A 19,609-nucleotide genomic window follows, 5' to 3' on the forward strand; every position below is an offset into this window, starting at 1 on the left:
GCCCCCTCACCAGGAGCCGCCATGCCTCCCCGCCCGAACCGCCGGCACTTCCTCGCCCTCTCCGCGGCCGCCGGTGTGGCCGCCGGCGCCACCGCCACGACCGCACGGGCCGCCACCGGCGGTTCCACCACGACCGACCTGCCCCTCGCCGAAGAACCGCTGCGCCTGCGGTACACCGGCCCGGCCACCGAATGGCTGCGGGCGCTGCCCATCGGGAACGGACGGCTCGGCGCCATGGTGTTCGGCGGCGTGGAGAGCGAGCGGCTCCAGCTGAACGAGGACACCGTCTGGGGCGGCGGGCCCTACGACCCGGCCGACCCGGACGGCCTGGCCAACCTGCCGGAGATCAGACGCCGGGTGTTCAACAACGAGTGGTCCGCCGCCCAGTCGCTGATCGACAGCCAGTTCATGGGGACCCCCCGAGGCCAGATGCCCTACCAGACGGTGGGGAACCTGCGGCTGACGTTCCCCTCCGGCGGCACCGCGAGCGGCTACCACCGCGAACTCGACCTCGCCACCGCCATCGCCCTCACCCGCTACACGCGCGACGGCGTCACCCACACCAGGGAGGTCTTCGCCAGTGCGGCGGACCAGGTGATCGTGGTCCGGCTGACCGCGTCGACCGCCGGCCGGATCTCGTTCTCGGCCGCCTTCGACAGCCTGCAGCCCAACACCTCGCGCCACTCCCCCGACCCGCTGACCATCGGGCTCGACGGCTCGGGCGAGACCGTGGACAACCTCACCGGCCGGGTCAGGTTCCGCGCGCTGGCCAGCGTGCGCACCAGCGGTGGAACGGTCACCAGCCAGAACGGCACGCTCACCGTGGCCAACGCGGACGCGGTGACCCTGCTGATCTCGGTGGGCACCAACCACACCAGTTACCGCGACCTGACCGGGGACCAGAACGGCCGCGCGCTCACCCCGCTCCAGACCGCCGGCAACCAGTCCTACGACCAGCTCAGATCCCGCCACCTCGCCGAGTATCAGCGGTACTTCGGCCGGACCACCCTCGACCTGGGCACCTCGCCGGCGGCCGAACTGCCGACCGACCAGCGGGTGGCCGGCTTCGCCGGCGGGAACGACCCGCAACTGGTCACCCTCTTCTTCCAGTTCGGCCGGTACCTGCTGATCTCCAGTTCCCGGCCCGGCACCCAGCCGGCCAACCTCCAGGGCGTCTGGAACGAGGCGCTGCGCCCGTCGTGGAGCTCCAAGTACACCGTCAACATCAACACCGAGATGAACTACTGGCCTGCCGGCCCCACCAACCTCGTGGAGATGATGGAACCGGCGCTCAGGCTGGTCGACGACCTGTCGGTCGCCGGCACGACCACCGCCCGCCTGCAGTACGGCGCCGGCGGCTGGGTGTGCCACCACAACACCGACGCCTGGCGCGGCACCGCGCCCGTCGACGGGGCCCTGTGGGGCATGTGGCAGACCGGCGGCGCCTGGATGGCGCTGCACATCTGGGAGCACTACCGCTTCACCGGCGACCTGTCGGCCCTGCGGGCCCGCTACCCCGCTCTCCGGGGCGCGGCGCAGTTCTTCGTCGACACCCTCGTGCCGGACCCGGGCACCGGGTTCATGGTGACCAACCCGTCCAACTCCCCGGAGAACTCGCACCACTCGGGGGTCTCCGTGTGCGCCGGCCCCACCATGGACATGCAGATCCTCCGGGATCTCTTCCAGGCGGTGGCCGACGCCGCCGCGCTGCTGGGCACCGACGCCGACTTCCGCACTCGGGTCCTGTCGCTGCGCGACCGGCTCGCGCCGACCAGGGTGGGCGCGCAGGGCCAGATCCAGGAGTGGCAGGCCGACTGGGACGCCGGCGCCCCCGAGCAGACCCACCGGCACGTCTCCCACCTCTACGGCCTGCACCCGAGCAACCAGATCACCGTCCGTGGCACCCCGTCGCTGGCCCAGGCGGCGCGCGTCACGCTTGAGCGGCGGGGGGACGCCGGCACCGGCTGGTCCCTGGCCTGGAAGATCAACTTCTGGGCCCGTCTGGAGGACGGCGCCCGCTCCTACCAGTTGCTGCGCGCGCAGCTGACCCCCGAGCGCACCGCCCCCAACCTCTTCTGCCTCCACCCGCCGTTCCAGATCGACGGCAACTTCGGCGCCACGGCCGGCATCGCCGAATGGCTCCTGCACTCCCACGCCGGCGAGACGCACCTGCTGCCCGCCCTGCCGCCGGAACTGCCCGCCGGCCAGGTCACCGGACTGCTCGCCAGGGGCGGCCACACCGTCGACCTCGCCTGGGCCGGGAGCGTGCTCACCCGGGCCACCCTGCGCCCCCGCGCCGCCGGCACGGTCCGCGTCCGCACCGCCGTCCCCGTGGACGTGACCACCGGCGGCCAGCCGGTCACCGTGCAACGACCGGAGGCCGGCGTGGTGACCTTCACCGCCGCCGCGGGCACCACCTACCAACTCGCTCCCCGCGCCACCACGGTGATCAGCCTGCGGGCCCGCGCCAACAACCAGTACGTGTGCGCCGACGATGCCGGCGCCTCGGCGCTCATCGCCAACCGCACCGCCATCGGGCCCTGGGAGCGGTTCGACCTGATCGACCTGGGCGACGGCAACGTCGCGCTGCGCTCGCACGCCAACAACCAGTACGTGTGCGCGGAGAACGGTGGTGCCGCCGCGCTCATCGCCAACCGCACCGCCATCGGCGTCTGGGAGACCTTTCAGCGCGTGAACAACGCCAACGGCACCGTCAGCCTCCGCGCCCAGGCCAACAACCGGTACGTGTGCGCGGAGAACGGCGGGGCCGCCCCGCTCATCGCCGACAAGACCACGATCGGCACGGCCGAGTCCTTCGACCTGGCCTCCGCCTGACCGGAGCGGCCCGCTCACCGAACCGAGGCCGCGGTACTTCGCCAGCTCGATCCAGCTGCGGCCGCCCAGGGGGCCTGAAGCATCGCGATGGCCCACTCACCTCGGCTACGGCGCCGGGCGGATGCCCGGGCGGTAGCCGAGGGCGCGGGAGGCCTCCGCGGAGGCGTCGGTGACGGCCGGGGCGATGCGGGGGACGTCGGCGGGGGTGAGGCGCTGGGTGGGGGCGCCGATGCCGAGGGCGGCCACGATGTCGCCGGTGTTCCCGAAGACGGGGGCGCTGACGGAGGCCGCGCCGACGTCGCGTTCCTCGAAGGTCGCCGAGTAGCCGGTGCGCCGGATCTCCGCGAGCTGCCGGTCGAGGAGGTCGATGTCCACGATCGTGCGCGCGGTGTGCTGGGTCAGGCCGTGGCTGACGGCGGCGCGGCGGGCCGTGGGGTCGAAGGCCATGAAGACCTTGCCGGCGGAGCCAGCGTGGAGGGACATCACCATGCCGACCATGAAGAGTCGCATCACCACGTGGTGGGTCTCGGCGAGCGCGACGACGGTGCGGTAGGCGCCGTCGCGCACGTACAGGCAGGCGGTCTCGCCGGTGCGGTCCCGTAGGCGCTCGAGCGCCGGCCTGGTCAGCTGCACCAGGTCGAGGCCGAAGGTGCCGGGGGCGGCCCACCGCACCAGGCCGAGGCCGATGCGGTAGGTGTCGCCGTTGCGGTCCAGGAAGCCCTCGCGCAGCAGGTTGTGCACGAGGCGCTGGCAGGTGCTGGTCGGGAGGCCGGTGGCGCGCGTGATCTGCTGGAGGGTGAGCTCCGGCGCCTCGATGGTGAAGCACTCCAGGATCTGGCGGATCTTCTGGAGGACCAGCAGTGGCGTCGTGCCCGCCTTGTCGCTCGTCGTCATCTTGAGGTCATACCGTACGCCCTTCCCGGACGCGCGGCGGAACGGGCGCCGCGGGCACCGCGGCCAGCGCGGAGTCGAGCCGGCGGCCGAGCAGGGTGCGGACCTCGTCGCGGACGGCGACCAGCCGGTCCGGGTCGACGCCGGTGGCGAAGCCGGCGTGGTGGCAGAGGTTGACGAGGTCGTCGGTGGCGATGTTGCCGGCCGCGCCCGGGGCGAAGGGGCAGCCGCCGATGCCGCCGACCGCGGCGTCGAAGCGGCGGATCCCGAGCCGCAGCGCCTCCCAGGCGTTGGCGGAGGCCATGCCGTAGGTGTTGTGCAGGTGCAGGCCGAGCGGCAGCTGCGGCAGCGCGTCGCGCACGGCGGAGACGGTGCGGTTCACGTGCCAGGGGCTGGCCGCGCCGATGGTGTCGGCGAGGTGCAGCACGCGGATGCCGAACCCGGCCAGCCGGCGGGCCAGTTCCACCACCCGGTCGGGGCTCGTCTCCCCGTCGAAGGGGCACAGGAACGCCGTGGCGATGGTGGCTTCGACGGGCACCCCGGCGCCGCCGAGCACGTCGACGGCGGCGGCGAGCCGGTCCACCGCGGCGTGGGTGGGGGCCCCGGCGTTGGCCCGGCTGTGGCCGTCGCTCGCGGAGACCACGAGGCGGACGGCGCGGGCCCCGGCGGCCACGGCGCGGCGGGCGCCGCGCTCGTTGAGTACCAGTGTGTGGAGGGTGGCGGACTCGCCGGGGCGCAGCTCGGCGACGAGCCGGTCGGTGTCGGCCATCTGCGGGACCTTGTCCGGGTGGACGAAGGAGCCGATCTCCAGGGAGGTGAGGCCGGCGTCCAGCAGCCCGTGGGCGAGGCGGACCTTGTCGGCGGTCGGGACGACGGCGGGTTCGATCTGGAAGCCGTCGCGCAGCAGCACGTCCGTGATGAGGACGCGGTCGGCGCGGTCGGCCGGTTCGATGACGGGTTCCGCGTCGCGCATTCAGACCACTCCCAGCTGTCGCAGTTCCTCGATACGGTCGGCGTCGACGCCGAGTTCCGCCAGCACGGCGTCGGTGTGCTCGCCGAGGTCGGGGCCGAGCCAGCGGGTGCGGCCCGGGTCCTCGCGGAAGCGCGGGACGATTCCGGGGAACGCCACCTCCCGGCGGTCGCCGGGGGCGATGGTCACCGGGTGGCGTTCCAGCATGCCGCGGGCCGCGTAGTGCGGGTCCTTGGAGATCTCGGCGGCGGTGTAGATCGGGCCCGAGGGGATCTGCCCCTCGTCGAGACGCCGCAGCACCTCCTCGTGTGGCAGGCCGGCCGTCCAGGCGGCGATGGCGGCGTCGAGTTCGTCGACGTGCCGCACCCGGCCGGCGTTGTCGGCGAGACGCGGGTCCTCGCCGAGCTCGGGTCGGTCGATGACCGCGGTCAGCCGCCGGAAGATGGAGTCGCCGTTGCCGGCGATCACCACGTAACGGCCGTCCGCGCAGCGGTAGGTGTTGGACGGCGCCACGCCCGGCAGGGAGCTGCCGGTGCGCTCGCGCTCGACGCGGAAGGCGTCGTAGTCGGGGGTCAGCGACTCCATCAGCGAGTAGACGGCCTCGTACAGGGCGATGTCCACCTCGTCGCCCCTGCCGGTGGCGCGGCGGCGGTGCAGGGCGGCGAGGGCTCCGATGACCGCGTACAGGCCGGCGACCGAGTCGGCGAGGCTGATGCCGACGCGGGTGGGCGGCCGGTCGGGGAAGCCGGTGAGGTGCCGCAGGCCGCCGACGGCCTCGGCGACGCCGCCGAATCCGGGCCGGTCGCGGTAGGGGCCGGTCTGCCCGTATCCCGAGATGCGCACGAGGATCAGACCGGGGTTGGCCGCGCGCAGCCGGTCGGCGCCCAGGCTCCAGCGCTCCAGGGTGCCGGGGCGGAAGTTCTCCAGCACGATGTCGCAGTCCTCGACGAGGTCCAGGGCGAGCGCGCGGCCCCGCGGGTGTCGCAGGTCCAGGGTCAGGGACCGCTTGTTGCGGTTCATCGTCCGGAAGAGCAGCGAGGTGTCGCCCTCGTGGAGCCGCCAGCGCCGCAACTCGTCGCCGCCCCGGGGGCGTTCGACCTTGATCACCTCGGCGCCGAAGTCGGCCATCAGGCGGCCGGCCGAGGGGGCGGCGATGAAGTTGCCCAGTTCGAGCACCCGTATCCCGGCCAGGGGTCCCGTCGTGTCACCCATCCGCGTCCTCCTGATCCACTGCGCACGCTCCTCACATCGTGAGCCGAGGACTCAGAATGCGGGATGACGCCGGAAGGGTCAAGGCGGGCAGGCGCTCGGAACTGCTACTCAACGTCATCACCAGGCCGTCTCTCCGGCGAAGCGATCGCGAAACGTGTTCTGTTCGATCCCTTGACCACCCAGGAAGCCGTCCTGATGATGGGTGGCCATCTCAGGAAATTGGTTACCAGTAGATTGCAGGCCGCATGTCAGACATCGCGATCCTCGCCAACACGGCCGTGGCGGTCCTCGCCATCGTCGTGCTGATCGTCCGCTTCCGCGTCAACCCGGTGATCTCCCTGGTCCTCGGCTCCCTCTACCTCGGTCTGGTCACCCGGCTCGGGCTTGACGAGACCGTCTCGACGATCACCGGCGGCTTCGGCGACATCATGGCCGAGGTGGGGCTGCTGATCGCCTTCGGCGTGCTGATGGGCGCGATCCTGAAGGAGATGGGCGCCATCGAGCAGCTCGTCAACCACCTGCTGCGGCTGTTCGGACCCAAGCGGCTGCCGTACTCGATGTCGTTGACCATCGGCACCCTGCTCCAGTCCATCTACCTGGACGTGCTGCTGGTGATCTCGGCTCCGCTGGCCCGCACCGCCGCGCGCCGGATCGAGCCGCTCGGCACCCCCCGGATGGCGGCCGCGCTGGCGATCGGCCTGGAGTGCGGCATCGTCCTCATGGTGCCGGGCGTCGGCACGCTCGCCCTGGCGGCGCTGCTCGGCGTCCCGTTGGGCACGATGCTGCTCTGGGGGTTCGTCCTGATCGTCCCGACGATCCTGGTCTCGGTCGCGATCATGACCTTCCTCTTCCGGGTCGGCTTCTGGAACCCCGCCCGGGACGAGGCGGCCGACGCCGAGCCGGCCGACGTGGCCGGGGAGCCGGCGGCGGAGCGGGTGCCCCAGGCCGTCGCCGCGGTGGCGGCGGAGGCGGGCGACCCGGCCGGCGCGGGTTCCGGCCCGGCGGCACCCGGGCCGGTCCGGACGGCCGGCGGCCCCGCGACGCCGGACGAAGTCCCGGCCGGCGCGGCGGGCGGCCCGCCGCTGGTGGTGCGCTTCGCCCCGCTCATCGTGGCGCTGCTGATGATCGCCTCCGGCGCCATCGCCGAGGCCGCGGGCTGGGAGAACGCCATGCTGGGGTTCGTCTCCGACCCCGTGGTCGCCCTGCTGACCGGCCTGGTCGGCACCGTGCTCGTGGGCCGCTTCGCCGTGGGTCGCCAGCGAGTGGAGGCCGCGATCGCCAACGGCTTCCGGGAGAGCGGTCAGATCCTCATCCTGACCGCGGTGGGCGGCTCGCTGGCCGCCGTGGTGTCGGCCGGCGGCCTGGGCGACATCCTCAGCGACTACTTCACCGCCGACACCTTCGCCCCGCTGCTGCTGGTGTGGGTCATCGCCGCGGTACTGCACATCGCCGTCGGCTCGGTCACCATCTCGGCCATCACGGCCGCCGGCATCCTGGCGCCCGTGGCCCCCTCCCTCGGCATCGACCCGGTGCTGATCGCGCTGGCCGCCGGAACCGGCTCGCTCTTCGCCGTGCACGTCACCAGCAACACCTTCTGGCTGCTGCAGTCGCTGCTCGGCCAGACCACCCGCGGCACGCTCAAGACCTGCACCGTCGGCGTCTCCATCGCCTCGGTGGTCGGCATCCTGCTGCTGATGCCGCTGAGCCTGCTGTTCTGACCTCGTCCACCCGCGGCCTCGTGGCGCGGTCCAGGAGTGGTCAGGGCTGGCGGGGGGTGGACGCGCCGCCGGTGACCCGGTCCAGGTCGTGGGTGGCCTTGGCGAGGAGGTCGAGCATGGCGAGCTCCGCGCGGGCCGGGTCCTGGTCGCGGATCGCGTCGAGGACGGCCCGGTGGCTGGGTACGGGGTCGATGGCCTGGCCGTGGGAGTGGACGACCCGGTCGCGTTCGCGTAGCCCGGGCTCGAGGAGGAGGTCCATGCGCGCGAGCATCTCGTTGCCGGTGGCGGAGAGCAGGGCACGGTGGAACGCCGCGTCGGCCTCGGCGGCGTCCGCGGAGGAGCGGGCGTGGGCCTGGGCCATCGCGTCGAGCGCGGCCTCGAGCGCCCGCAGGTCGTCCGCTGTCCGGTTGAGGGCCGCACGGTGGGCCGCGGCCGGCTCGACGATCGCGCGGACGTCGGCGAGATCCCGCATGAGGCGCTGTCCCGCGCCGCTCTCGACCTGCCAGCGGATGATGTCCGCGTCGAGCAGGTTCCAGTCGCCTCGCTCCCTGACGAAGGTGCCACGCTTCTGGCGCGCGTCTATCAGGCCCTTGCCGGCGAGCACCTTCATGGACTCGCGCATCACGGTGAGGCTCACGTCGAGCTCCTCCCCGAGGGCACGCATGTCGAGGGTGGCCCCCTCGGGCACGTCACCACCGACGATGCGCCGACCGAGGACGTGGACGACCTGCCCGTGGACGCCTCTGCCGGTGTACGACGCCATGGCCGGTCTCTCCTCGGGGTCTGCGGGGGCTCCGGGACGCGGAGGCCTGGTACCGCCAGGCTAGCAGTAGGCATTAATTATGAATACATCTTGACAGTGTTCGGGGCCCCCTCGACGATGAACGCACCGTCGAGCGCCACCTGGCGCGTCGGTCCGGCTGGTGGTCGGTGACATCTCCTGGGACCCGGTCATGATCCCCGCGCCCGGCGTGGGCTGGGAGGTCGGGCAGCCCAACGTCGTGAGCAACACGACGCTGTTCGACTTCCAGGGCCGGGCCCTGCCCGCGCTGCGCGCCTTCCGCACGGCGTGACCCGCGGCGCCGGCCCCCGCCCGGTCAGGCGGGCGGACCCGCGAGTGCGGCGGAGGCGTACGCGGCGGGCGGGGCGACGGCGGAGCACGGGGCGACAAGCACCGCCCCGTCGTACGGGCCGGGGTCCGCGAGACCGAGCGCGGCGGTCGTCACGACGAGGCCGTCCCCGGTCAGGCAGACGCTGGAGGGCTGCGCGGCCGGCACCTCCACGATCTGGAGCAGCCGCCCGTCGGGGGCGTACCTCCTGACCTGTCCGGCTCCCCAGATCGCCGACCAGACGCAGCCCCAAGTGTCGACGGCCATGCCGTCGGGGCTGCCCTCGTCGGGATCGATCCGGAACAGCGGCCGGCGCGCGGAGAGTCGGGCGGTGCCGGGGTCGACGGTGAACGCGTCGACCGTGCCGAGGGCGCTGTCGGCCAGGTACATGGTGCGGCCGTCCGGGCTGAAGACCGGGCCGTTGGGGATCGTCAGACCGTCAAGCACCGTGGTCACCGTGGAGTCGACGTCCAGCAGGTGCAGGGCGCCCGCCCTCGGCGTCGCGTCGTACGCCATGGTGCCGGCCCACATCCGCCCGGCCGCGTCGCACGCCGCGTCGTTCATGCGCTGTGCGCCGCCCTCCCGGCGCGGCAGCGGAAACTCCCGAAGGACCCGGCCGGCCGGGTCCAGCACGGCGAAGGCCATGCCGGTCGCCGCGAGCCACCCCGCCCGCTCGCCGGGCAGCGCCAGGGGAGCGACCGCGCCCAGCGGTTGCGACAACCTGGCCAGCTGGACCAGTTCGCCGCCCGGAGCACTCGGCAGTCGCAGCAGCCGGCCGCTGAGTATGTCCACCAGGACGACGGCGCCGTCGGGCAACAGCCGGGGCCCTTCACCGAGTTGGAGTCGCTCCGGGGTGACGGGCCGGAACGGGCCGATGTTCGAGGGTCCGTACGCGGTCATGAGAAACCTTTCGCGGAAGTCGGGGCGGGGGAGCCCGCCGGCGTGCCGCCCGACCGATGACCTCGGCGGCCCGGGCGCGGTGGGCGAGCCGGGCCGCGCACGGACCCGGCTCAGGCGGAGTTCTTCAGCACGCTCCAGCCGCCGTCCACCACGAGCGAGGCGCCGGTCACGAAGGAGGCGTCGTCACTGACGAGGAAGGCGATGGCCGCGGCGACCTCCTCGGGCGCGCCGAGGCGCCCCACGGCGGTCTCCCGGGCCGCCGCCCGCCGGTCCTCCTCGGCGATGCCGTCCCAGGCCCGGGTGAGGACCGGCCCCGGCAACACGCTGTTCACCCTGATCCGGTCCCCGTACTCGACGGCCAACTGCCGGGCCAGTCCCGTGAGTCCGGCCTTGGCCGCGGCGTAGGCGGGCCGTCCGGGCAGGCCCACCAGGGCGTGCACCGAGGAGACCAGCACCACGCTGCCGCCCGTCGAGACCAGGTCGTCGAGGCAGGCGCGCGTGCCGAGGAAGGAGCCGGTGAGGCTCACGGCGAGCTGCCGGTTCCACTCCTCCGCGCTGGTCAGGTGGGCCGGGGCGACGCGGACGGTGTAGGCGTTGCTGACCAGGGCGTGGACGGGCCCGAAGGCCGATCCCGCGGCGCGCACCGCCGTGGCCCAGGAACCCTCGTCGGAGACGTCGCAGTGCTGGAACCGCGCGCTGCCGCCGGCTTCCCGGATGGCGGTGACGACGTCCGCGCCCGACTCCTCGTCGATGTCGGCGACGAGGACGCCGGCTCCCTCGGCGGCGAGCCGGCGGGCCGTGGCGGCACCGATGCCGGAGGCGCCGCCGGTGACGAGCGCGCAGCGGCCGGCCAACCGGGGGGTGGGGGGTGGTGGTGCGGGAGGCATGGGCTGACTCCTGGGGGACTGGCGACGACGACAGACGAGATTAAATATTAATTATTGCTGGATGCCAAGGCGTACGCGTTCCACACACACGTTCCGCCCCACGCGCCGCCGGTTGCCACAAGGGGGTTCACTATTCAGAAATTATGATTTAACTTGCGTCCATCGATGACGCCGGCCTGCCGGACGGCCCGACCCAGGGCCCGGCGCCGAGGCAAGGAGACCGATGGTGTTCACGTTGACCCTGCGCCCACCCAGGGAGCCGCTCGCCGGCCATCTCAGGATGGGCGAGCCCGAAGGGCAACCGGATCGGATCGTCGCCACCAGCACGTGTCTGTCGCGCGGCGGTCGCCCCTGGCTTCCGGTCATGGGCGAGATGCACTTCACCCGCTACCCCCGAGCCGGCTGGCGCGAGCAGCTGCTCAGCATGCGCGCCGGCGGGATCGACACCGTCGCGACCTACCTGTTCTGGCACCACCACGAGGAGCGCCGGGGCGAGTTCCGGTTCGACGGCGACCGCGACGTCCGGGCGTTCGTCGAGCTCGCCGCCGCGTGCGGCCTGGACGCCGTGGTGCGGATCGGCCCGTGGTCGCACGGCGAAGCCCGCTACGGCGGCTTCCCGGAGTGGGTTCAGCACTCGGGGACCAGGACCCGCACCGACGACCCCGCCTACCTCGACCTCGTCCGGCCCTACTACGCGCGGATCGGCGCCGAGCTCGACGGGCTGTACCACGCGCGGGGCGGGCCGATCGTCGCCGTCCAGATCGAGAACGAGCTGTACGACCAGCCCGAACACCTGCGCACGCTCAAGCGGATGGCCCAGGAGGCCGGGATCACCCCGCCGCTGTGGACCGCGACGGCCTGGGGAGGCGCGGAGCTGCCCGCCGACGAGTTCCTGCCGCTCTACGCGGGCTACGCCGAGGCGCCCTGGGACGACGCCCACCCGGGATGGGCCCGGCACAACAGGCGGCACTTCTTCTTCACCCCGCTGCGCGACGACCACACCGTGGGCGCTGACCTGCGCCCGCTGCCCAGCGCGGGCAAGGGCCCGGAACTCGACCGCTACCCGTACGCGACCTGCGAGCTCGGCGGCGGCATCCAGGTGACGTACCACCGCCGCCCCCTCGTCCCGCCGGACGACGTGGCCGCCTTGGCGCTCACCAAGATCGGCTCCGGATCGACCTGGCAGGGCTACTACATGTACCAGGGCGGCTCCCACGTCACCGACGCCGCGACCACCATGCAGGAGTCGATCGACACCGGCTACCCCAACGACCTGCCGGTCATCAGCTACGACTTCCAGGCGCCCCTCGGGGAGTACGGCCAGGTCCGCCCCAGCTACGAGCTGCTCCGCCTCCAGCACCACCTGCTCGCGGCGGCGGGCGAGCGCCTTGCCCCGATGGGACTCGTCGAACCCGCCGAGGCGCCGAGGGACCTCGACGACCGGGAGACGCTGCGCTGGGCCGTGCGCACCGACGGCACCTCCGGGATGCTGTTCGTCAACACCCACCAGCCCGCCGGGGAGACCCTGGCGGCGCACGACGCCGTCCGGTTCCGGCTCGACGGCCCCGACGGACCGCTCGAACTGCCCGTCGACCCCGTCGACATACCCTCCGGCGCCTACTTCGCCTGGCCCTTCCGCTGGCCGCTGCCCGGCGCGGCGACCCTGGAGTCGGCAACGGCCCAACTCGTCACCGTCCTCGACGACGACCTGGTCGTGCTGACCCGCACCGCCGGCATCCCCGTCGAGCTGGTCCTCACCGGCGTCGACCCCGCGTCGGTCGAGGGGCCCGGCGTCCTCGTGGACGACCTCGGGGCCGGCCGCACCCGGATCCGGGTGCCGCGCCCAGGACCGGACGCGCTGATCCGCCTGGACGCGCTGCGGCTGCTGGTCCTCGACGAGCACACCGCCCGCCACACCACGATCGGCGAGCTGTGGGGAGCCCGCCGCCTGCTCGTCGGCGACGGCGTCCACCTCGTGCCCGACGGACAGTCGCTGCACGTCGAGAGCGGCCCCGCCGGCGGCACCCTGCTCGTCCATCCCGCACCGACCGGCACCCTCGCCCCACGGGCGACCGCACGGCTCGGCCTGCGCGCCACCGGCGAGAGCGGGATCTTCGCCCGCTTCGAGGTGGACGCCCCCACGGACGTGCCCGAGGTCCGGCTCGTCGAACTCGCCGCCGCCAAGGGGCCGGCGCCGCAGCGCGTCGGCGGTCCGCTGAAGCGCGCCGCCGCGCCCACCGCCGACGACTACGCCCTCGCCGCCGCCCACCGCGTCGAGTTCGACCCCGAAGCCCTCAACGGCGCCCACCGACTGCTGCTGCGGCTCGACTGGGTCGGGGACGCGGCCCGCGCCGAGCTCGACGGCGTCCTGATAGCCGACCAGTACTGGAACGGATCCCCCTGGGAGATCGACCTCACCCGACACCGGAAGGCCCTGGCGGACGGCGCCGAGCTGGTCCTGCGGCTGCTCCCGTTCGACCCCAGCGCGAAGATCCACGTGCCCGACCACCTGCGCCCCGACGAGGTCACCCTGCGGATCGACGAAACCCGGCTGGTCCCCGTCCACCGCGCCACCGTCGGGATCGGTGCCTCGTGAGCGGGCTGAGTAGACGCCGCTTCCTCGCCGTGCTGGGCGGGATGGGGGCGCTGGCCACCGGGTGCGCGACCGCGACCCCCGCCGAGCCGGTGACGGACGGCTCGGTCGGCCTCAGGCTGTGGACCCACGATCCGAGCTACACCGCGACGTTCCAGGCCGCACTGAGCGACCGGACCATCATGCGCGGTTCGGCCTACGCGCCCTCCCTCGAGGTGACCGCGGCCTCGGGTTCCGACCTGCTGACCCGCACCATCACCCAGTTCATGGCCGACGGCGCCCCGCCCGACCTGCTCGGCATCATCATCTCCGAGTTCCCCCGGGTGATGAAGGGCGACCTCGCCGAGTCCCTGTTCCTGGACCTCTCGGAGATCGCCGAGCCGTTCGGCGACGACCTGCTGCGCCGCGGGCCCTACAGCCTGAACGGACGTCTGTACGGCCTGGACTCCGACACGTCGATCTCGGTCCTCTACTACCGACCCGACGAGTTCGCCCAGGCCGGGCTGCCGACGGACGCGGAAACCTGGGACGAGATGCTCGACATCGGGGGCCGGCTCAACCAGGCCACCGGCAAGTCGATCGGCATGGTCTCCAATGGCGACAACACCTCGCTGTACAACACCTATCTGCAGTTGCTGGTGCAGCGTGGCGGCAGCCCGTTCGACGCCGAAGGCAACCTCACCATCGACACCGACGAGTCCGTCGAGGCGCTGGACCTCATCCAACGCGGCGTCGCCAACGGCTCGTTCATGGTCGTCGGGGACCCCTACGGCGCGGCGGCGGCCGCCGCCATCAAGTCAGGGCTGCTCGTCGCCGTGGCCATGCCGTCGTGGTACCGGGTCTACGGCCTGGAGGCCAACGCCCCCGAACAGGCCGGGCAGTGGCGGCTGCGGACGTTGCCGCGCTTCAGCGGCGGCGGTCACATCGCGTCCGCCCTCGGCGGCACGGGCTTCACCGTCTCCGCGGTGAACCCGGGACGCGAGGCCGCGCTCGACCTGCTGCGCAGGGTCTACCTCACCCCCGAGGGCCAACTGCTCCGCTTCCGGACCGGCGGGTTCCTGCCCACCCTGCGTTCGCTCTACACCGAGCCCGAGTTCACCTCCCACCGCGACGAGTTCCTCGGCGGCCAGCGGTCCTTCCGGGAGTACGCCCGAGCGGCCGAGGACATGCCGGAGTTCTTCCTGTCGGAGAACAACGAGGCGCTGGTGGTGGCGATGGGCGCCCAGCTGCTGGGCCTCTACGACGGCGACCTGACCCCCGCTCAGGTGATCCGAGAGGCCACGGATTCCTACCGCCGACAGGTGAGGTCCTGATGAGCGTGATCGACACCCCCGACACGAGAGTCGCCCAGGCGGCGGTTCCACCCCCCGCCGGACGACGCGCCGCACGCGCCCGGACATGGGCGCCCTACCTCTTCATCTCCCCGTTCTACGTCCTGTTCCTGCTCTTCATGGTCGTGCCGATCACCATCGGCGCCTTCCTGTCCATGACCAGCTGGGCGGGCGTCGGGTCTCCGGAATGGGTGGGGTTCGAGAACTACGCCCGGCTGTTCGACGACCCGAGCTTCTACACCGCCGTCTCCAACACGGCCGTGTTCACCGTCGGCACGATGTGCGTCGTCCTGCCGCTGTCGCTGCTGATCGCCCTGGCGCTCGACGCCCGCGGGCTCAGGTTCCGGGACTTCTTCCGCACCGTCTTCTTCCTGCCGGTGGTGGTGTCCCCGATCGTCGTGGCGCTGGTCTTCGGCCTGTTCTTCGACCAGCAGTTCGGCCTCGTCAACGGCCTCACCCAGGCCGCCCTCGGCAGTCCCGGCGTCGAATGGCTGACCTCACCGTTCTGGGCGAAGGTCGTGGTGATCATCCTGGTGCTGTGGCGCTGGACCGGCTACCTGACCATGTTCTTCCTCGCCGGCCTGCAGAACGTCTCCCACGAGCTGCACGAGGCCGCCCAGATCGACGGCGCCGGCCCGATCCGCGGCTTCTGGAGCGTCACCCTCCCGCAGCTGCGCCCGGTGACCGCGTTCATCGGCGTCACCGTCCTGGTGTCCACCGCGCAGATCTTCGAGGAGCCCTTCCTGCTGACCCAGGGCGGTCCCGGCGAGTCCACCATGTCGGTGGCCCAGTTCATCTACCGCGCCGCCTTCCAGCGTCAGGAGCTCGGCTACGCCTCGGCCGCCGGCGTGGTCATGTTCGTCGCGGTCTTCCTCCTGGGGCGGATCGCGATCCGAGTGTTCGGAGCGGGAGAGAACCGATGACCACGACCGCCGCCGCCCCGCCCACCACACCGGTACCGAACCGGCGCGGGACCAACCGTTCGCGCACGCCCCGCCCCGGCCGCGTCGCCCTCTACGCCGGACTCGTCCTCGCCTCGGCGTTCTGGCTGTTCCCCCTGGTGTGGGCCCTGTTCTCGTCGTTCAAGCAACGCGGCGACATCTTCGCCTACCCGCCGAGCCTGCTCCCGCCCGACCCGACCCTCGACAACTACACGTCGCTGTTCGACGCGCACCCGTTCTGGCAGTGGTTCCTGATCTCCACGCTCATCGCGCTCGTCTCCACGACCGTCACCGTGCTGGTGTGCTCGATGGCCGGGTACGGCTTCGCCAAGTACCGGTTCCGGTTCCAGAGCGCCCTGTTCAACCTCATGTTCAGCTCGCTCGCGATCCCCTTCGCGGTCATCGTGGTCCCGCTGTTCGTGTTCCTGGCGCGGACCGGCACGGCCGACCCGTGGTTCGCGCTGATCGTGCCCTGGGTGGCGCCCGCCTTCGGGATCTTCATGATGCGCCAGTTCGTGGCGCAGTCCGTCCCCGACGAGATCCTCGACGCCGGCCGGATCGACGGCGTCGGCGAGGCGGGCCTCTTCTGGCGGCTCGTCATGCCGCTGCTGCGCCCCGCGATCGCCGCGCTCGCGGTGTGGAGCTTCCTGAACTCCTACAACAACTTCCTGTGGCCACTCATCGTCATCGGCGACCCGGACCTCTACACCCTGCCCCTCGGGCTGCAGGCGATCTTCGGCGCCGAGGGCCGCCAGTACGACATCGTCCTCGCCGGATCGATGCTGGCCGCGATCCCCTCGGTCCTCGTCTTCGTCGCCCTGCGCAAACAGCTCATCGACGGCCTCAGCGCCGGCGCGCTCAAGGGCTGAGAAACCTCCACCACCCGGAGCAGGAAAAGATGACCTACACCCCCGTGCCCCTCCCGCGACACCTGCCGGACCGCCTCACCATCACCCTGTGGGACTTCAGCTGGTACACCCGCACCGGCCCCGGCGAGCCCTTCGAGGACCTCGACCGCGCCTTCACCGAGGCCGTCGAGCGCGGCTACAACACCATCCGGATCTGCGCCATGCCGTACCTGGTCTTCGGCTCGGGGCTCTCGGGAGAGATGGAGTTCGGCCCACTCGGCGGGGAGTACGGCCAGGGCACCCGCTGGTACGACGTGCGCCACCGCGTCCGGCTCGACCCCAGGGCCCACCTGCTCGCGCTGCTGCGCGCCGCCAGGCGCCACGGGGTCGTGATGATCCTCTCCAGCTGGGAGTACCAGCAGAGCAGCTCCTTCGCCGGCGACCGGCGTTGGTTCGACGCGCTCATGGCCGTCGCCCCCGAGGACCGCCCGGTCCGACTGGCCGACGCCCTCGCCGACGCCTGCGAACTCGCCGCGGCCGAAGGGCTCGCCGAGGTGATCGCGTTCGTCGAACTGCACAACGAGGTCCAGGGCGGGTACCTCACCGAGGGCCTGCCAGGGGGCGAACCGGCCGTCGTGGAGCTGCGGGAGCGCCTCGAACGCGGCCTGGCCCGCTTCCACGAACGCCAACCCGACGTTCCCGTCACCGTCAACTACGCCCGGGTCCCGTTGGACGCGTTCCGCGGCATCCCCGAGAACATCGACGTCGGCGTCTTCCACCCGTACGTCTACGGAGTCCTCGACGAACTCGTGGTCGGGTACGGCCTGCGCTCGACCGACGGCGGCTTCGACGAGGAGCGCGCCCGCGCCGACCTGATGCGCCCGGGCGCCCCGACGTTCGACCAGTGGCGCCCGCCCGCGGGCGAGGAATGGCGACTGAAGGCCACGATCGTCGGCAAGCCCGAGATCTACGTGCACGACTGGTGCGACGCCGAGGCCTGGGACCGGTTCCTGTACGAGCGCTACGGCGAACACCGCGTGTCCATGCTCCGCACCCTGGAGACCTGGATCTCCGCGGCGGCCGATCTCTGCGCCGGACGCGGGATCCCCCTGGTCTTCGGCGAGGGATGGATCGGCTACACGCCGCTGAGCGGCGACTTCGAGGAAGGGCCCGTCGGCGCGGAGTTCTGCCGGCAGGCCATCCGCCTCAGCGCGCGGGTCGGGGCCTGGGGCACGATCGTGTGCTCCAACGCCGCCCCGCACCACCCGATGTGGGGCGACATCGCCCTCCAACGCGAGTGCAACGCCGTGTTCGCCGCGGCCGAGGCGTCACCGGGGCGACCGTGACCGCACGTCAACACCGCACGGTGGGAAGCGTCCGCGCGCTTCCGTCGGCGGTGGACGGCACCGCGCCCGCCAGCCGACGGATGTTTCCCGGGCGTGGGGCGATCCGCGCGGTGATCCCGGTTGGATGCACGATGACGTGGGCGTGGCGGAACCCGTTGACCTCCATCGCGTGGAACCCCTCTTCCCCCCGGCGCGATGTAGCAGGCACCCGTGACCGGGTCGGTGAACGACGCGTCCGCCGTGGGATCGTACGGCCGCGCACTGATCAGGGGCGGGAAAGGCGCGAGACCCGCCCCAGACCCGGTGTTTTGCTGGTCAGAGGGCCGCCTCTGCGCTGTGGCGGCGCCAGGGTTCGAACCTGGGTAGGCCGAGCCGGTACCGCTGGGAACACCTGGGGGATGAACTCCGACTCGCCTACTCCGGACCCACTCACCGCGCCGCGGGGACCACCGCCCCTCCCGACCGCGAACGACTGGTTGAGCGGATCGCGGCGTTCGTACGGCAGCATCTGGAGCCATGACAGGCGTCCCCGATCGTCTGGATCTCCCGTGCTGGCCCACGCTCGAAGGTGCCTGTGTCCTTTCCCTTGATCGTCATCTGGGGCGTGCACCTGGCGGGGATGTGGGGTGTGTGGTGAAGGTGTCCGGAGGGCCGGGGCGTTCGGCGACTATCGACCGGGAGGGGGGTGGTCTGTCCCGTCGGCCAGTGCCCGTGCGAGGACTCGACCCACTTCGCCCACGGCAGGGGATCGCAACATGTCGTGGTGGGCGGCGTGGACTTGGTGTTCCGAGATGGTCCCAGTCACCGTGGGCTGCCAGAGGCCGGCGTGCAGGCCAGCGGGGCGGCCCTCGAGTGCGGTGAAGAAGAGCAGGTCGCCGTGGAACTCGTGCGGGGTGCGGTCCCGGACCAGGCGGTCGTTGGCGAGCGCCGCGTCGACCAGGCGGTCGGCGTCGGCCAGCCCCGTCGCCTCGTGCAGGGCGGCGGCGACGCCGGCCCGCCCCAGGACGCTGCCGCGCCGGTTCACCAGGGAGACGCTGTCGAGCAGGGAGTCCAGCACTCCCGCGTCCCGGTCGCCGGTGAAGACGGAGACCGGGTAGGCGTCGATGAGGGCAAGCAGGGCGACACGCTCGTTCCGCCGTTGCAGGTTGGTGGCCATGGCCTGGGCGATCAGCCCACCGAGCGACCAGCCGACCAGTCGGTAGGGGCCGTCCGGCTGGACGCGGCGGAGGCGTTCCACGTACTCCTCAGCCAGGTCGTCGAGCGTGCGGTGCGCCGTGGCGCTGTCGCCCGTGGCCTGCAGGCCGTACAGGGGCTCGTGCCCGCTGAGGTGGGGCAGCAGCGCGGCGTAGCTCCAGCTGAGGCCGAGGATCGGGTGCACGCAGAAGAGTGGGACGCCGTCGCCGGTGGAGCGGAGGGCGAGCAGCGGGTCGGTGCGGTCCTCCTCGCCCTGCTGGCTCAGGCGGGCGGCGAGGGCGCGCGGGGTGCGGTGGCGGAGGACGTCCTGGACGCCGAGTCGCCCGCTGACCAGGGGGCGCAGGCGGCGCTGCAACCGCACGGCGAGCATGGAGTGGCCGCCCAACTGGAAGAAGTCGTCGTCGGGGCCGACCCCCTCGACCATGAGCACGGCGGCGAACATCTCGCACAGGAGTTGTTCCGAGGGGCTGAGTCCCTGCCGCACGGGCGGGGGGAGCTGAGCTGTCATCGCTGTATCGGCTTTCAGCTGGACGGATGAGGGCTACGGAGTCCGTCGCGGGTGCGGATGAGGGCGTGTGAGGTGGCGTGGACGGCCGCCCGCACCGAACCGAGGGCCGCGGTCAGCGGTTCCAGACAGTCGGCCGGCGGCTGCCGGGTCTCCGCCTCGGCCGCCCGTGCCAGCAGGAGCGCGGCCTCCAGCACGGCCAGCTGTGCCTCGACCAGCGGTTTCCCGCGGTCCTCGGTGGCCAGGGCGGCCAGGAGAGGAAGCAGGGCCGCTTCCCCCGGGGACGCCGGGGGCTGTGGCAGGTGCGCGAAGGACATGGGTGGCACCTC

General features: G+C 72.4%; 15 protein-coding genes. 7 read left to right on the plus strand and 8 right to left on the minus strand.

The genetic code is table 11. The features are described from left to right. Window positions 1-21 precede the first annotated feature (21 nt). Complete coding sequence (locus tag RNC47_RS11780; RefSeq protein ID WP_311598033.1) at window positions 22-2,835, plus strand: glycosyl hydrolase family 95 catalytic domain-containing protein; 2,814 nt, start codon at window positions 22-24, stop codon at window positions 2,833-2,835. Between the two features lie 105 nt (window positions 2,836-2,940). On the opposite strand, the gene RNC47_RS11785 is transcribed toward RNC47_RS11780, so the two are convergent. From RNC47_RS11785 to RNC47_RS11795, 3 genes are read right to left on the minus strand one after another with little or no spacing between them, the layout of a single operon-like run. Next, a complete protein-coding gene (locus tag RNC47_RS11785; RefSeq protein ID WP_311598035.1) occupies window positions 2,941-3,729 on the minus strand; it encodes an IclR family transcriptional regulator in 789 nt (262 codons plus the stop codon). 7 nt (window positions 3,730-3,736) lie between these two features. Further along, window positions 3,737-4,699 (minus strand): hydroxymethylglutaryl-CoA lyase, encoded by a 963-nt coding sequence (locus RNC47_RS11790; protein WP_311598037.1) that lies wholly within the window; start codon window positions 4,697-4,699, stop codon window positions 3,737-3,739. Then, complete coding sequence (locus RNC47_RS11795) at window positions 4,700-5,908, minus strand: CaiB/BaiF CoA transferase family protein (RefSeq protein ID WP_311598039.1); 1,209 nt, start codon at window positions 5,906-5,908, stop codon at window positions 4,700-4,702. Window positions 5,909-6,153: 245 nt separating this feature from the next. Here RNC47_RS11795 and RNC47_RS11800 point away from each other — a divergent pair, with 245 nt between their 5' ends. Continuing rightward, window positions 6,154-7,626: a GntP family permease gene (locus RNC47_RS11800; protein WP_311598040.1), complete on the plus strand. Its 1,473-nt coding sequence runs from the start codon at window positions 6,154-6,156 to the stop codon at window positions 7,624-7,626. Window positions 7,627-7,666: 40 nt separating this feature from the next. Here the strand turns inward: RNC47_RS11800 and RNC47_RS11805 are convergent, their stop codons facing one another. The 3 genes from RNC47_RS11805 to RNC47_RS11815 all read right to left on the minus strand — a co-directional run bounded on the left by RNC47_RS11805 (window position 7,667) and on the right by RNC47_RS11815 (window position 10,522). After that, on the minus strand, window positions 7,667-8,389 hold the full coding sequence (locus tag RNC47_RS11805) for a FadR/GntR family transcriptional regulator (protein ID WP_311598042.1): 723 nt from the start codon (window positions 8,387-8,389) through the stop codon (window positions 7,667-7,669). Between the two features lie 334 nt (window positions 8,390-8,723). After that, window positions 8,724-9,635: an SMP-30/gluconolactonase/LRE family protein gene (locus RNC47_RS11810; protein ID WP_311598044.1), complete on the minus strand. Its 912-nt coding sequence runs from the start codon at window positions 9,633-9,635 to the stop codon at window positions 8,724-8,726. 110 nt (window positions 9,636-9,745) lie between these two features. Continuing rightward, window positions 9,746-10,522 carry an SDR family NAD(P)-dependent oxidoreductase gene (locus RNC47_RS11815; RefSeq protein ID WP_311598046.1) on the minus strand — a complete coding sequence of 259 codons (777 nt, stop codon included), beginning with the start codon at window positions 10,520-10,522 and terminating at the stop codon, window positions 9,746-9,748. Window positions 10,523-10,745: 223 nt separating this feature from the next. On the opposite strand from RNC47_RS11815, the gene RNC47_RS11820 reads away from it, so the two are divergent. From RNC47_RS11820 to RNC47_RS11840, 5 genes are read left to right on the plus strand one after another with little or no spacing between them, the layout of a single operon-like run. Then, entirely contained in the window at window positions 10,746-13,118 is a 2,373-nt protein-coding gene (locus tag RNC47_RS11820) for a beta-galactosidase (RefSeq protein WP_311598048.1), read from the plus strand. Continuing rightward, a complete protein-coding gene (locus tag RNC47_RS11825) occupies window positions 13,115-14,428 on the plus strand; it encodes an ABC transporter substrate-binding protein (protein WP_311598050.1) in 1,314 nt (437 codons plus the stop codon). The genes RNC47_RS11820 and RNC47_RS11825 overlap by 4 nt, the downstream gene beginning before the upstream one ends. Then, window positions 14,428-15,369 carry a carbohydrate ABC transporter permease gene (locus RNC47_RS11830; protein ID WP_311598052.1) on the plus strand — a complete coding sequence of 314 codons (942 nt, stop codon included), beginning with the start codon at window positions 14,428-14,430 and terminating at the stop codon, window positions 15,367-15,369. Before RNC47_RS11825 ends, RNC47_RS11830 begins: the two co-directional genes overlap by 1 nt. Beyond that, window positions 15,366-16,256, plus strand: coding sequence for a carbohydrate ABC transporter permease (locus RNC47_RS11835; protein ID WP_311598053.1), 891 nt, complete (start codon window positions 15,366-15,368; stop codon window positions 16,254-16,256). The genes RNC47_RS11830 and RNC47_RS11835 overlap by 4 nt, the downstream gene beginning before the upstream one ends. A 29-nt stretch (window positions 16,257-16,285) precedes the next feature. Continuing rightward, window positions 16,286-17,581 carry a cellulase-like family protein gene (locus tag RNC47_RS11840; RefSeq protein WP_311598055.1) on the plus strand — a complete coding sequence of 432 codons (1,296 nt, stop codon included), beginning with the start codon at window positions 16,286-16,288 and terminating at the stop codon, window positions 17,579-17,581. A 667-nt stretch (window positions 17,582-18,248) separates the two neighbouring features. Here RNC47_RS11840 and RNC47_RS11845 read toward each other — a convergent pair. Together RNC47_RS11845 and RNC47_RS11850 are read right to left on the minus strand one after the other, a co-directional pair. Beyond that, on the minus strand, window positions 18,249-19,283 hold the full coding sequence (locus RNC47_RS11845) for a thioesterase domain-containing protein (RefSeq protein WP_311598057.1): 1,035 nt from the start codon (window positions 19,281-19,283) through the stop codon (window positions 18,249-18,251). A 14-nt stretch (window positions 19,284-19,297) separates the two neighbouring features. After that, entirely contained in the window at window positions 19,298-19,597 is a 300-nt protein-coding gene (locus RNC47_RS11850; protein ID WP_311598058.1) for a hypothetical protein, read from the minus strand. Window positions 19,598-19,609 lie beyond the last annotated feature (12 nt).

It is taken from the genome of Streptomyces millisiae (assembly GCF_031845425.1).
GTDB classification, from domain to species: Bacteria; Actinomycetota; Actinomycetes; order Streptomycetales; family Streptomycetaceae; genus Streptomyces; species Streptomyces millisiae.